Below are 14,198 nucleotides of genomic sequence, written 5' to 3' on the forward strand. Positions count from 1 at the left end.
GATGCTGGCTCCCCTGATCGATGACAAACAAAAAATTTCGCTGATTGAAAACAGCGGCGTGCAGTTTCTGGATTTCGGCCTGCAACTCTCAGATACCCCGGCGCGCCGCCAGTTTGTGCGCCAGACCGCCAACGGCCCGCTGCTGCGCCTGAACGTCGATGGCAACAGCGGTAAGTTCCTGCTCTATCCGGAAGATGGCGGCGCTGCGGAAGTGGTGCGCCCGGAGTCTGATATCGCGCTGGCGGACTCGCTCTCTCTGCTGTCAGCCTGCTGGCTGCCGCTGCCGATGCTGCGCTGTGCCAGCGGACGTCGTTTTATCGGCGGTCCTGAAAACTGGGCGCGGATGCGTCTGGTTGCGCTGCCCGCGCCCGATGCAGCGGGCAATACCCATCGCGTCAGCCTGGCCTTTGATACCCGCTGCGTGGCGGAACAGGATGGCGGTGAACAGCTCGGCCTCAGCCCAGCTGATGCTCAGAACGGTGTGACTTTTGCGCTCGCCTGGCACAACTACGAGCTGGGTGATTTTCTTGACCTGACCTGGGTTGACGGCTGGCTGCGTGAATCCTTTACCGACCGCGTCTCCGATCGCCGCGAACAGGCGATTAATCAGGCGCTGCGCGAGTTTGAGTATCAGGCGCACTACCTCAATCTGCTGGAGCTGCTGGGCGAACAGCTCGACCTCAGCGAGATCCATATTCAGGCCGCCACGCTGCAGACCCCGGCGGTCAACGTCGATATCATTCTGGATGTCGGTAACTCCCATACCTGCGGCATTCTGGTGGAAGATCACCCGGAAGAGAGCAACGGCCTGAAGCAGACCTATGAGCTGCAGCTGCGCGATCTGTCGCAGCCGCATCAGGTTTACAACGAGCTGTTTGACAGCCGTCTGGAGTTTGCCGAGACCCGTTTTGGCAAAGCGAACTTCTCGCTGGAGAGCGGTCGTGAGCAGGCCTTTATGTGGCCTTCTCTGACGCGCGTCGGCCGTGAAGCGAGCCGTCTGGCCCTGCAGCGTGTGGGACTGGAAGGCAGTACGGGCCTCTCCAGCCCGCGCCGTTATCTGTGGGATGAGGCGCGCTATCAGCCAGGCTGGCGTTTTAACACGCCCGGCGAGCAAGCTGAACCGCTGGCCTATGCCGCACCCTTTACCACCCTGCTCAACGACGAAGGCCAGCCGCTCTCGACGCTGGCACCCGACGATCGTCTGCCGGTCTTTTCTCCGCACTACAGCCGCAGTTCGCTGATGACCTTTATGCTGTGTGAGCTGCTGGCTCAGGCGCTGATGCAGATGAACAGCGCGGCACAGCGTCAGCGGATGCCACAGAGCCACGCGCCGCGTCAGCTGCGCCATGTGATCCTGACGCTGCCGTCAGCGATGCCGAAGCCGGAGCGTGAAATTTTCCGCCGCCGGATGCAGGAAGCGCTGGCGCTGGTCTGGAAAGCGGAAGGCTGGCTGGCTGACGAAGATGACCTTTCACCATCACTGCCACGTCAGAACCTGAAACCGCTGCCGGATGTGCAGATGGAGTGGGATGAAGCGACCTGTGGTCAGATGGTCTGGCTGTTTAATGAAACCCAGGTCAACTTTGCCGGTCGCGCCGAAGACTTTTTCAGCAGCATGGCCCGTCCGGATCGCCCGCGCGATGCTGACGAACTGCCAGGCAAGAGCCTGCGCATCGCCTCGATTGATATCGGCGGCGGCACCACCGATCTCGCCATCACCCAGTATCGTCTGGATGATGGTCAGGGCAACAACGTCAAAATCACGCCGCGACTGCTGTTCCGCGAGGGTTTTAAAGTCGCGGGCGACGATATCCTGCTGGACGTGATTCAGCTGTGGATTTTACCGGCGCTGCAGCAGCATCTGCAGAAAGCGGGCCTGACGCTGGCGGAACCGCTGATGAACAAGCTGTTTGGTCACGACAGCCGCATGGACGGTCAGGCCACGCTGCGTCAGCAGATCACCTTACAACTGTTTATTCCGCTGGCGCAGGCGGTACTGGAACGCTACGAAAACTGGGATCCGCTGGAGAGCCACGCGGAGATCAACGCACTGTTTGGCGAGCTGGTCGATCAGCCGCCGGGCGAAGCGGTACTGGCGTTCGTCAACGGCGAGATTCAGCGCGAGCTGGGCGGTAACAGCCGCTTTGACCTGCTGCAGGTACCGCTGGTGGTGAGCCTGTCACAGCTGCACGGCGAATTTATGCAGCACCGGATGGCGATTATCCCGGCGCTGCGTTCAATGTGTGAAGTGGTGTCGCTCTATCAGTGTGACGTGCTGCTGCTGACCGGTCGCCCGTCGCGCTTCCCGGGCATTCAGGCGCTGGTGCGTCATCTGCAACCGCTGCCGGGCAGCCGTATTTTGTCGCTGGAAGGCTATCACACCAGCGACTGGTATCCGTTTAACAAACATGGCCGCATCGACAACCCGAAATCGACCGCGGCGGTCGGCGCGATGCTCTGCCTGCTGGCGCTGGATCTGCGCCTCAGCAGCTTCTGGTTCCGCGCAGGCGATTTTGAACCCTACTCGACGATTCGCTATCTTGGCATGCTCGACGAAAACCAGGCGCTGACGGACGAGAACCTCTGCTACAGCGAAATTGACCTCGACGATCCCGGCTATGTGCTGGATAAAAAGCGCAGTTTCCGTATTCGCGGCAACGTCTGTCTCGGCTTCCGCCAGCTCGATAACGATCGCTGGCCCGCCTCACCACTCTATAGCCTGACGCTGAACGACGCCACCCTGGCGCGTAAAGTGGCCGGTGAGAGCGTGCTGCGCATCCGGCTGGCGGTAAAAGCCGGACCCGACGCGTCCGGCCCGGAAAGTCTGGTGCTGAGCGATGCCCGTCTGGATGATGGCACCCGCGTGCCGCTGGAGCAGTTGAGTCTTAAGCTGAATACCCTGTCGGCGACCGGCAATGCCAATGCGCAATACTGGATTGACAGCGGGAGCGTGTGTAAACGATGAAAGCCCTGAAACCCCGTCAGCCGCAAACGCTGGCAAAACGTCTTGGCCTGTTGCAGGACGCCCTGAATAACAGTCTGGCCTGGATTGAGAGCAGCCGTGAGCAGTCGCCGCGTCTGGCGCTGGAAGCAGAAACCCTGACGCTGCAACTGCGCCAGGCGCGCGTGCAGACTCAGGCGCTGGCGCAGCAGGTGGCGCGTCCGGTGACGCTGGCGCTGTTTGGCCAGTCGCAGGCGGGTAAAGCCTGGCTGCTGAACGAAATGGTGGCCGATGCACAGGGCCAGTTAGTGACCCGCATGGGTGATAAACTGCTGAACTGGTTTCAGCATATCAATCCCGGCAACCTCGATTTTGCTACCGCCACCCGTTTCAGCCATCAGCGCGAGCCGCTTTCAAACGAGTGGCCGGTTGAACTGATGCTGCTGAGTGAAGCGGAGATCGTACGGCTGATGGTCGCCTGTGCCGGCGCGACAAAGCCCGACACCGCACAGATCGACAGCGCACTGCAGCGCCTGCAGCGTCATCGCCTCGCCACGCCGCTGGCGGGTCTGGAAGGCGATGCGCTGGTGACACTCTGGTCCTGGTGCCGTCGCCGTGCGCACCACGATGCGCGGCTTGATCGTCATTTCTGGCCGCAGGCGGTTGAGCTGGCGCCCTGGCTCAGCGTTGACGACCGGGTACAGCTTTTTTCACTGCTGTGGCCGGGTCAGCCTGAACTGAATGAGATGCTGCGCACCCTGCTGCATCTGCGTCACCAGCTGCGTAACAGCAGCCGGGTGCTTGCTCCACTGAGCCTGCTGACCGACACATCACTGCTGCCGGCCGAGCAGCTGATTGTGCCGGCCAGTGAGCAGGATCAGCAGCAGCTGGTGGAAGTCTGCCCGCTGAATGGTAACCGCATCGGTAAGGCGCAGAACGTGCCGCTGGGATTACTGGCGCTGCTGACGCTGGAAGTGCTGGTCCCGCTGAGTTCCACACCGCGAACCGCGCTCTATGATGATGCTGATATGCTGGAACTGCCCGCGCCAGGCCAGTCCGGTGACGCGGCAATCCAGGAAGATCGTCAGCGCCTGCAGCAGCAGGATCCGCTGCGTGCCCAACTGCTGGAACAGAAACGTGCCCTGCTGCCCGGTTTTTACGCCGCGCGTCAGGCAATTGATCTGCTGCTGGTCTGTACCGCAGCCAGCCAGCGTCAGGATGCCGACCTCGCCAGCGAAACGCTGCGCGAATGGCAGCGTCAGCAGCCCGCACAGGAATCCGCAGAGAAACCGCGTCTGATCTGGGCGATTACCCCTTTCGATGCCCGCCATCAGCAGGTCAATGTGGATGAAGCGGTGCAGCGTCAGATGGGACAGCCCGGTCAGCACTGGGGATCGATGCTGGCACTGGATCGCGCGGGCGTCGACCGCATGGCGAGCTGGTTGCAGGATGAGATGCAGCCGGAAGCGCGCCGCGACATGCTGCTGGCTCAGCTGGCGCAGATTCAGCACACTGTGGTGGAGCGGCGTTTATTGCCCTGGACCGAAGCGGGTGCCAGCTCGGAACAGGCGGCACGCAAACAGAATATCGCCGATACGCTACTGAAGTGTTTACAGCATCGGACCGGCCTGCATGGCGAGCTGCTGGAACGCCTGCAGCCGCCGCGTGAGGCGCTGCGTCAGCTGTGGCTCAATCAGTCCGCCTTACAAGGCAGCAAACCGGCCAGTATTCAGGCCCCGGAAAATCAGTTTGGCATCGGGTTTGAATTTGATCTGTTCAGTGAGAGCCCGGCTGAAGCGCCGGTTCAGCCGCGTCAGAGTCTGCAGAGCGCGCAGCAGTATCCGCGTCAGGTGCTGCTGCTGTGGCTGGATCATCTGCGTCAGCTGCCGGAAAACCGCAGCCTGCTGGCGTTGCTGAACGTGGATAAGCCAACGATGGAGTGGCTGGTTGAAGAGCTGATCACGGCCGGATTCCGCACCGATATCGCGCAAAAGCTGCAGCAGGCGCTGCATGAGCCCGATACGCAGAGCGTCAGCCATGAATCACGCGCGGATCGTCAGGTGACGCGGGCGATGACGGTGCTGGGGGATTTTGTGGCCTGGCTCGGCTTTTTACAGCGTCCTGAAAATGAACGCCCTGCCAGCCGCGTTAACCGGGGTCAGGTGATTTTCTCGCGTCCTCCGGCTCCCAGCGTCAGCTTCAGTTCCGGTCAGCGTCTGACCAGACTCTCTGCCGCCCCGGCCAACCACACCGCCTACTATATCTACGACTGGCTGGTGGGGCTGAACCAGGTCATCATTGAGAACAATGGTTACACTGGCGGCGGCGATCTGCCACTGGCAGCACGCGAAGCGCTGGTTGCGCTGCTCAAGCCGCTACGCGCTTAATCAATGATCAGGCGCAGTTCGCCCTCCAGCGACTGCGCCGCCTCTTCCAGCAGCGCCAGCACCGGCGCTAAATCGGCCTGATGCGCGGCATAGTGCTGCAACCACATTGTGGCAGGCAGCGCCATCCCGCCCGTCAGCCAGTCCCATAACGCATCCAGATTATGTCCGAAGGTCTGCGGACAGCCGCTCTGCTCAGCAAACTGCTGATAAAACGCCGCGCGCGTGGTGAGCTGACGCAGGTCAAAGGTCAGATTAAGCATGATCAGGGCACCTGCCTGAAACTGCGGTAGTGATCGGTGGAGAGAAACACCAGCCCGTCAGAGGAGTAAACCAGGCGATCGGCGTCGCGATGCCCGCAGCGATAATTCACATCCGCTTCATACCACTGACGGCCCGCACGCGCGGGCAGACGCTTTTCACGGTTCGTAAAGCGATCGCCGCCAATGGCTCTGCCTGGCAACACGTCACACAGGTTGCCTTTGGCCGGATTCCAGCCACGCTTGCGCGCGTCGTTTTTGGTGAGGTAGTAGTCTGGCAGTTGCTGATGCTGCAGCACCCAGCGCGCCACGGTATGGGCGTCAGTCAGGGTGGCAATATCCGCCTGGGCAGGGGCTGAAACGGAATTAAGATAGGGTTTAAGGCCGTAGAAACAGGCCGCGAGGACGAGAAAAAGTCCAATCCAGAGTTTTTTTGACATGATGGCATCCGTGACGACAGGACGCAGATGATACCAGTTTTGCGCGCAGAGAAAAGCGCGGGCCAGACAAGCTGGCCCTGGCGAGGTTATGCTGCGTGCGAATCCCCGCTGTGCCGACGCCATGCACCCGGCGCGACGCCATACTGGCGTTTGAAGCTGCGGTTAAAGGATTGCTGGGAGTCGAAACCTAACGAGATAGCCACATTGAGAATCGGTTCATCAGTGCTGGTCAGGCGGTCGGCTGATTTCTTCAGCTTCTTAACCCGGATGTATTCACCCAGTGGATAACCGGTGTGCTCTTTAAACATGCGCTGCAGGTGCCATTTGGAGTAGCCCGCGCGCTCTGAAACGGTATCCAGATCCAGACGTGCTTCGATGTTGTTATCAATCCAGTCGATTAAATCGTGAATAAAAGCATCACTCATCATTCCAGTCTCTCCTGTCGCCGTGGCGAAAAGTATTAGTATCAGTTGCAGTTACACTTAAGGGTGGCTGACTATGCCATTTAATGCAAGTTTTATTAGTACATTAAATGCCGCACTATCTGTGGGGTTTTAGCTAAGTTGTTCAGGCTTTCATCGCCCTGCCCTAAACCGCACATAAAGTGTATCTGTTATTCTTGCAGTTGCCAGCCACGCAAGCCTACACTCACCGCGATTAATTGCAATCTTAAAAGTTGCAAATATTGGCCTGCAGGCCGCCTGTTTATATCTATCGCGGAATAACAACAATGATTACGAACCGGGTTCGTCAGGGTTTAACCCTCTTAGGGATGGTACTGCTCATCACGCAACTGAGCGGCTGCGATAAGGGTGTGGCGCAAAACGCCGCTCCCCCGCCGCCTGAAGTGAGTGCCGCACCCGTGCTGATCAAACCGGTCAGTCAGTGGGATAATTTCAATGGCCGGGTTGAAGCGGTGCAGAGCGTGCAGTTGCGTCCGCGCGTCTCTGGCTACATTGATGCCGTTAACTATCGTGAAGGCGATGAGGTCAGAAAAGGTCAGGTACTGTTTACCATTGATGACCGGAGTTACCGCGCGGCGCTGGAGCAGGCCAAAGCGGAACTGGCCCGGGCGCGCAGTCAGGCGAGTCTGGCCCGCAGCGAATCGGGTCGCAGCGAGAAGCTGATCGGCACGCAGGCGATTTCCCGCGAAGCGTGGGAGCAGCGTCGTTCTGCCGCAAGTCAGGCGCAGGCGAATGTGCTGGCCGCAGAGGCCGCGGTCGATATGGCGCAGCTGAACCTCGACTTCACCCGCGTCACCGCGCCGATTGATGGCCGCGCCAGCCGGGCGATGATCACCGCCGGTAACCTGGTGACCGCCGGCGACAGCGCCAGTGTGTTAACCACGCTGGTGTCGCAGCAGCAGATGTATGTCTATTTTGATGTCGATGAGAACACCTTCCTGAACTATCAGGCGATGGCGCGTCAGGGCCAGCAGCGCCATGCGCTGCCGGTTGAGATTGCGCTGGTCGGCGAACAGGGTTTCCCGCACCAGGGCAAAATTGACTTTCTGGATAACCAGCTGACCGCCAGCACCGGCACCATTCGTATGCGCGCCCTGCTCGACAATCAACAGCGGCAGTTTACGCCTGGCCTGTTTGCCCGCGTGCGTCTGCCCGGCAGCGCGCAGTTCGAGGCGGTGCTGATCGATGATAAAGCGGTATTGACCGACCAGGATCGCAAATATGTCTACGTGGTGGATGGCGAAGGTAAAGCGCAGCGGCGCGATATCCAGCCTGGCGCGATGGTGGATGGTTTGCGCATCGTTAAATCGGGTCTGCAATCCGGCGACAAGGTCATCATCGCCGGTCTGCAAAAAGTATTTATGCCCGGCATGCCGGTCACTGCTCAGCCGGTCGCCATGCGTGCGGCAGCCGCTCAATAACCCGAGGCCGCTATGGACTTTTCCCGCTTTTTTATCGACCGGCCCATTTTTGCTGCGGTGCTGTCGATCCTGATTTTTGTGACCGGGGTGATTGCCATCCCGCTGCTGCCAGTCAGTGAATATCCCGACGTGGTGCCACCCAGCGTGCAGGTGCGCGCCGAGTATCCAGGCGCTAACCCGAAAGTGATTGCGGATTCCGTGGCGACGCCGCTGGAAGAGGCAATCAACGGCGTCGAAAACATGATGTACATGAAGTCAGTAGCCGGTTCTGACGGCGTGCTGGTGACCACCGTCACCTTCCGTCCAGGCACCGATCCTGATCAGGCGCAGGTACAGGTGCAGAACCGCGTAGCGCAGGCGGAAGCCCGTCTGCCGGAAGATGTGCGTCGGCTGGGGATCACCACCCAGAAGATGTCGCCGACCCTGACGCTGGTCGTCCACATGTTCTCACCGAACAATACCTACGATTCGCTCTACCTGCGTAACTACGCCACCCTCAAGGTGAAAGATGAGCTGGCCCGCCTGCCGGGTGTCGGTCAGATCCAGATTTTCGGCGCAGGCGAGTATGCGATGCGCGTCTGGCTTGATCCCAATAAAGTGGCGGCGCGTGGTCTGACCGCCTCTGACGTGGTAACGGCGATGCAGGAGCAGAACGTGCAGGTCTCTGCCGGTCAGCTGGGTGCCGAGCCGCTGAAAAAACAGAGCGATTTTCTGCTGTCAATCAACACCCAGGGACGACTGGAGAGCGAGCAGCAGTTTGGCGATATCATCCTGAAAACCTCGGAAGATGGTTCGCTGGTGCGGCTGCGCGATGTGGCGCGGATTGAGATGGGCTCGGGCAGCTATGCCCTGCGCTCGCAGCTGAATAACAAAGATGCGGTTGGTATCGGCATCTTCCAGGCGCCTGGCGCCAACGCCATCGACCTCTCCAATGCGGTTCGCGCCAAAATGGATGAGCTGGCGACCCGCTTTCCCAACGACGTGAAATGGGCCGCGCCTTACGATCCGACGGTGTTTGTCCGTGACTCGATTAAAGCCGTGGTGCAGACCCTGCTGGAAGCGGTCATTCTGGTCGTGCTGGTGGTGATTCTGTTCCTGCAGACCTGGCGTGCCTCGATCATTCCCCTGCTGGCGGTGCCGGTTTCGATAGTCGGTACCTTTAGCGTGCTCTATCTGCTTGGCTTCTCGCTGAATACGCTTAGCCTGTTCGGGCTGGTGCTGGCGATTGGTATCGTGGTGGATGACGCCATCGTGGTGGTGGAGAACGTCGAACGTAACATTGAGATGGGGCTGTCGCCGCGCGCCGCTGCACATCAGGCGATGCGTGAGGTCTCCGGGCCGATCATCGCCATTGCGCTGGTGCTATGCGCGGTGTTTGTGCCGATGGCGTTTCTCTCTGGCGTCACCGGGCAGTTCTACAAGCAGTTCGCCACTACCATCGCCATCTCTACAGTGATCTCTGCCATTAACTCGCTGACGCTTTCGCCTGCGCTGGCGGCGATGCTGCTGAAAGATCATCACGCGCCGAAAGACCGGCTGACGCGGATCATTGATGCGCTGTTTGGCTGGCTGTTCCGGCCGTTTAATCGCTTCTTCCAGCGCAGTGCCCATGGTTATGAATCGCTGGTGGGCCGTACGCTGCGTCGCCGTGGCGCCGTGTTTGGCGTCTATATTCTGCTGCTGGCAGGTGCCGGATTTATGTTCCACACCGTGCCGGGTGGATTTATTCCGACGCAGGATAAGCTCTACCTGATTGGTGGCGTGAAGATGCCGGAAGGTTCCTCTCTGGCGCGTACGGATGAAGTGATTCGTAAGATGAGCGAAATCGGTATGCAGACCGAAGGCGTCGCCTATGCGGTCGCGTTCCCTGGCCTGAATGCATTGCAGTTCACCAATACCCCGAACAGCGGCACGGTGTTCTTCGGTCTGAAGCCGTTTAATGAGCGCAAACATACGGCGGCGGAGATCAACGCTGAGATCAATGCGAAGATCGCGCAAATCCAGCAGGGCTTTGGCTTCTCGATTATGCCACCGCCGATTCTGGGGCTGGGCCAGGGCTCGGGCTATTCGCTCTATGTGCAGGACCGGGCGGGTCTGGGTTATGGCGCGCTGCAGACGGCGATTAATACGCTGTCGGGCAGCATCATGCAGACGCCAGGGATGCACTTCCCCATCTCCTCTTATCAGGCCAACGTTCCGCAGCTTGATGTGAAGGTAGACCGGGATAAAGCCAAAGCGCAGGGAGTATCGCTGACCGCGCTGTTCAGCACGCTCCAGACCTATCTCGGCTCGTCGTATGTGAATGACTTTAACCGCTTTGGCCGCACCTGGCGGGTGATGGCGCAGGCTGACGGGGATTTCCGCGACAGCATCGAAGATATCGCTAACCTGCGTACCCGAAACGATCGCGGTGAGATGGTGCCGATTGGCAGCATGGTCAACATTACTACCACCTACGGTCCCGACCCGGTGATCCGCTATAACGGCTATCCGGCGGCGGATTTGATTGGTGATGCCGACCCACGCGTGCTCTCCTCGGCGCAGGCGATGAGTCAGCTCGAAGCGATGTCCGGTCAGCTATTGCCAAACGGCATGAACATCGAGTGGACCGATCTGAGTTATCAGCAGTCAACGCAGGGCAATACCGCGCTGATTGTCTTCCCGATGGCCGTGTTGCTGGCGTTCCTGGTGCTGGCCGCGCTGTATGAGAGCTGGACGCTGCCGCTGGCGGTGATCCTGATTGTGCCGATGACCATGCTCTCTGCGCTGTTTGGCGTCTGGCTGACTGGCGGTGACAACAACGTCTTCGTGCAGGTCGGACTGGTGGTGCTGATGGGGCTGGCCTGTAAGAACGCGATTCTGATCGTCGAGTTTGCGCGGGAGCTGGAGATTCAGGGCAAAGGGATTGTGGAAGCGGCGCTGGAAGCGTGTCGCCTGCGTCTGCGTCCGATTGTGATGACCTCCATCGCCTTTATCGCCGGTACAATACCGTTGATTCTGGGTGAAGGCGCGGGTGCAGAGGTCCGTGGCGTTACCGGTATTACGGTCTTCTCCGGCATGCTCGGCGTGACGCTGTTCGGCCTGTTCCTGACGCCGGTGTTCTACGTCGCCCTGCGCAAGCTGGTGACGCGCCGGTCAGGTAGTGCATCGTCCGTGACGGCGTAAACCGTAAAAGTTAAAAGGGGCGACCATATGATCGCCCCTTTTTTTGCCTGTGATTCACTGATTCCAGCAGACCCCACCTTGTAGGCTAACGCCGCTTCAATCTTTCATTCAGCGTTTCAATGATAAACGCATTCAGCGAGGTTTCATTGATCATGGCGGGTTGCCCGGCGACATTAGCCAGATCAGAATTATTATTCATCTTTGACCTCCAGCGTTCTGCTTGCGGACAGATGATCAGGTACGAATTTCAATCCGGGCTTTGCGTCCCAGCTGAGCCAGCGCTAGCTCCACATTTTCGACTTTCGATGAGTGCTCTACATCCAGTAGTCGATCAACCTGTGGACCATTCACACCCAGCTGGCGTGCCAGATCGACTTTACGGGTGCCGGTTTCAATCATTGCGTTGTAAAGTGCCGCTTTCATTGCCACCAGTACAGGCACAGAGACAATGTACTCTCCTTCCAGCGGTTTACTGGCAACCGGAATCGGACGACGCGTATCCATCTCGAGAGAGATTGCCGTCACCAGCCCATCTTCGGCTTCTGCAAGTGCTTCCTCAACGGTGTCACCCACGGAATGCAGTAACGGCAAATCACGACACGAGACCTCATAGGTATCGGTTTTGGCGTCATGAGTTAATCTAACGGCATAATTAAACATAGAGTTACCTCTCTGATCGGGCTCACAGGCCCAGATCTTTTAAAATTTTTCTGCGCGTACCTTCAGGCATTTCTTTTGCTCCATGATCCGGAAAAATGGATTGCCTGTCGCCCAGGAAGACTTTGAAATGGCTGCTTCCACTGCGGTGCTTAGTCAAAATAGCGCCCTGCTGAATGAGCCAGCGTCTGAATTCACTGTACTTCATCGCGTTCCCTCGCTGTGTATAACAGCAAGAATAACATTGGTGATAATCAATACAACATTAATGTTGTGATGGATGCTGAATTTTCAAATGATTGATCAGGTTCAGCGTGATAACCGCCCCAGGAAAGTGAGTTATTGGCTTATGGCAGATTTGAGGCGGGAAGTTAGTGACCAGCAGGCATAAAAAAAGCCGCTAATCAGCGGCTCTTTTTGCAGAGATCATCAATCTCTTCGGGTTCAGGTTCCGGCACGGCGGTGCAGTTGCTGGTGTCGCGTTTCTTCAGTTCGTTCAGTGCGTCTGCCACGGTGCGTTTTGCCAGCACATCCAGCGACGCCTGCTCGGCTTCATCGGCTATCGACTTGAAGTACCAGCAGAGGTTGGCACTGACCAGACAGCGCGGCGCGACGTCAGGACGCGCGGCCCAGATTTTTTTGTCTTCGATCACTGAGACATAGATATCCCGCAGAGTAATTTCTGCAGCAGGACGGCCCAGATGAATCGAACCGGTACGGCCCAGCGTGGAGACGATAATGCCGTCACGGGTCAGCGGGACCATTAATTTTCGTATGAAACTGGGATTCGCTTCCAGCCCGTAGGCCAGAATCGCGCTGGTAGAGCGTTTTCCCATTTGCTCCGCCATCGCTACGCTCAGAACCATTTGCAAAGCTGTCGGGAAGCGGTAATCAAGCATTTCTTTATCCTGAGTTGCGGTGCATCTTATTGTTTTATTGCCGCATAAGTGAACAATCAATGAGCAATAAATATAACAAACACTGTTGCTTTTTTGAAGCAAACCGGCGGTGACAAGGCACGTATTCACCAAAGCCTGAGGCCCGATAGCACAAGGTGCTTAGCCTGCTAACGGCCCTCTTCCTGCGGAGCAAGGAGAACCGTTCCGTTATGCCGTGGTGGCCGATGTCGCCGGCAATCGCTGCTTCAGCGCCATAACCAGTACCACGTTAAAGATTGCCAGGGCGCAAAGCAACCACAGCGTCGCCGATGCTCCCATCTTTTCAAACACATATCCACCTATCAGCGGCGTCAGTGCCTGCCCCATCAACGCCGGGCGGGCCATTTTACCCACCACAATCGCATAGGACTCTGGTTTGACCATCGCCAGCGGTAAAGTTCCGCGCACGATGGCACGTAAGCCATTTCCTGCGCCATACAACACCATGCTCAGCAACGCCATCTGCGGAAACAATGCCAGCAACAGCAAGCCCAGTGCCACCAGCCCGACGGAAAAAAAGGTGGTGCGGATGGGATGACTGCGTTTAAAGGCGATATCGACGAGTCGGGATCCCACCTGACACGGGCCAAGTACGGCGCTGATCGCCAGCGCCGAGGTCAGCGTATGACCACTCGCCTGCAACAAGGCGATAAGCTGCACGGAAATAGCCGTCATGATCACGGACGCCAGGGTAAAAATGGCACACAGCAGCCAGAACAGCGCAGGCGCAATCTCCGCCGTGCCAGACTGCGGACTCAGTCGCTTCACCGGCCGCTTAGCATGACTGTCGGGTAAGGCAAACAGATAGGCGGGCAGCACGCAGACGACCATCAGTGCCGCAATAATCAGCGACGCGTTTCGCCAGCCGAATCCGTGGATTAACAACGCCGTTCCCGGCCAGACCAGCGTGGTGCAGAAGCCAGATATCAGGGTGATACCGGTGATCGCTGCACGCGCCTGACTGCCATAGCAGGTGCCGAGCGTGGCAAACAGTGCGTCATAAAGGCCCATCGCCATACCGATGCCAATAATTACCCAGGCAAACAGAAACAGCGGCAGAGAGTGGCTATAAGCCATGATCATCAGCCCCACCGCCATCACCATGCCACTCAGTGCCAGCAACAGGCGGCCACCGGTGCGGGCGATAATCCTGCCTGCCAGCGGTGACAGCAGGCCCGATACCAGAATCCCGGTCGAGAGCGCGCCATAAATCCACTGCTGTGACCAGCCTGTCTCAGCCGCAATCGGATTCGCCATCACCGCCATCAGATAGAACGACCCGCCCCATGACAGGATCTGCACCCAGCCCAGGGTAATAATGGCGGCGATGCCGGGTTTGTTGTTCTGATTCACAGGCAATCTCCTGGTTAGCAGGCGAACCGTTTTTATAACATGTTCTGCGATAAGCCAAAATGCGTGATGCCCTTTTGACTGGATAGCTATGCAGGCCGCACGGTTTTGAGTAAACTACTTATAGTATGTTGTAACTATGTGACGCTTGCATCCTCGCCAGGCTTCTGCCACATTG

11 protein-coding genes are annotated in these 14,198 nt (G+C 58.4%); 4 read left to right on the plus strand and 7 right to left on the minus strand.

Features of this window, described 5'->3' with window-relative positions:
- The first annotated feature begins 1 nt into the window (after position 1).
- Positions 2 to 2,965 (plus strand): virulence factor SrfB, encoded by a 2,964-nt coding sequence (locus tag NR195_RS03690; protein ID WP_256844139.1) that lies wholly within the window; start codon positions 2 to 4, stop codon positions 2,963 to 2,965.
- Positions 2,962 to 5,328, plus strand: coding sequence for a virulence factor SrfC family protein (locus NR195_RS03695; RefSeq protein WP_256844140.1), 2,367 nt, complete (start codon positions 2,962 to 2,964; stop codon positions 5,326 to 5,328). Before NR195_RS03690 ends, NR195_RS03695 begins: the two co-directional genes overlap by 4 nt.
- Here the strand turns inward: NR195_RS03695 and NR195_RS03700 are convergent.
- From NR195_RS03700 to NR195_RS03710, 3 genes are all read right to left on the minus strand, one after another.
- The gene (locus tag NR195_RS03700; protein ID WP_010670099.1) at positions 5,325 to 5,588 is read right to left on the minus strand and encodes a barstar family protein; all 264 of its coding nucleotides are present in this window, start codon (positions 5,586 to 5,588) and stop codon (positions 5,325 to 5,327) included. The two genes, NR195_RS03695 and NR195_RS03700, sit on opposite strands and share 4 nt — an antisense overlap.
- A 2-nt stretch (positions 5,589 to 5,590) precedes the next feature.
- Complete coding sequence (locus tag NR195_RS03705) at positions 5,591 to 6,025, minus strand: ribonuclease domain-containing protein (protein ID WP_010670098.1); 435 nt, start codon at positions 6,023 to 6,025, stop codon at positions 5,591 to 5,593.
- Positions 6,026 to 6,111: 86 nt separating this feature from the next.
- Complete coding sequence (locus NR195_RS03710) at positions 6,112 to 6,453, minus strand: helix-turn-helix domain-containing protein (RefSeq protein WP_009090299.1); 342 nt, start codon at positions 6,451 to 6,453, stop codon at positions 6,112 to 6,114.
- Positions 6,454 to 6,755: 302 nt separating this feature from the next.
- Here NR195_RS03710 and NR195_RS03715 point away from each other — a divergent pair, with 302 nt between their 5' ends.
- Both NR195_RS03715 and oqxB read left to right on the plus strand, forming a co-directional pair.
- Positions 6,756 to 7,910: an efflux RND transporter periplasmic adaptor subunit gene (locus NR195_RS03715; protein ID WP_256844141.1), complete on the plus strand. Its 1,155-nt coding sequence runs from the start codon at positions 6,756 to 6,758 to the stop codon at positions 7,908 to 7,910.
- A 12-nt stretch (positions 7,911 to 7,922) separates the two neighbouring features.
- On the plus strand, positions 7,923 to 11,075 hold the full coding sequence (oqxB, locus tag NR195_RS03720; RefSeq protein ID WP_031593601.1) for a multidrug efflux RND transporter permease subunit OqxB: 3,153 nt from the start codon (positions 7,923 to 7,925) through the stop codon (positions 11,073 to 11,075).
- 234 nt (positions 11,076 to 11,309) lie between these two features.
- On the opposite strand, the gene NR195_RS03725 is transcribed toward oqxB, so the two are convergent.
- The 4 genes from NR195_RS03725 to NR195_RS03740 form a co-directional block, all read right to left on the minus strand.
- The gene (locus NR195_RS03725; protein WP_010245317.1) at positions 11,310 to 11,735 is read right to left on the minus strand and encodes a type II toxin-antitoxin system HicB family antitoxin; all 426 of its coding nucleotides are present in this window, start codon (positions 11,733 to 11,735) and stop codon (positions 11,310 to 11,312) included.
- Positions 11,736 to 11,757: 22 nt separating this feature from the next.
- Positions 11,758 to 11,940 (minus strand): type II toxin-antitoxin system HicA family toxin, encoded by a 183-nt coding sequence (locus NR195_RS03730; RefSeq protein ID WP_010245321.1) that lies wholly within the window; start codon positions 11,938 to 11,940, stop codon positions 11,758 to 11,760.
- Between the two features lie 196 nt (positions 11,941 to 12,136).
- Positions 12,137 to 12,631, minus strand: a complete 495-nt coding sequence (locus NR195_RS03735) for an Rrf2 family transcriptional regulator (RefSeq protein WP_010245324.1) — start codon at positions 12,629 to 12,631, stop codon at positions 12,137 to 12,139.
- A 207-nt stretch (positions 12,632 to 12,838) separates the two neighbouring features.
- Positions 12,839 to 14,023, minus strand: coding sequence for an MFS transporter (locus NR195_RS03740; protein ID WP_256844142.1), 1,185 nt, complete (start codon positions 14,021 to 14,023; stop codon positions 12,839 to 12,841).
- Positions 14,024 to 14,198 lie beyond the last annotated feature (175 nt).

Origin of the sequence: Pantoea sp. Ft-CA_14 (assembly GCF_024520875.1) — a bacterium.
Lineage (GTDB): Bacteria > Pseudomonadota > Gammaproteobacteria > Enterobacterales > Enterobacteriaceae > Pantoea > Pantoea agglomerans.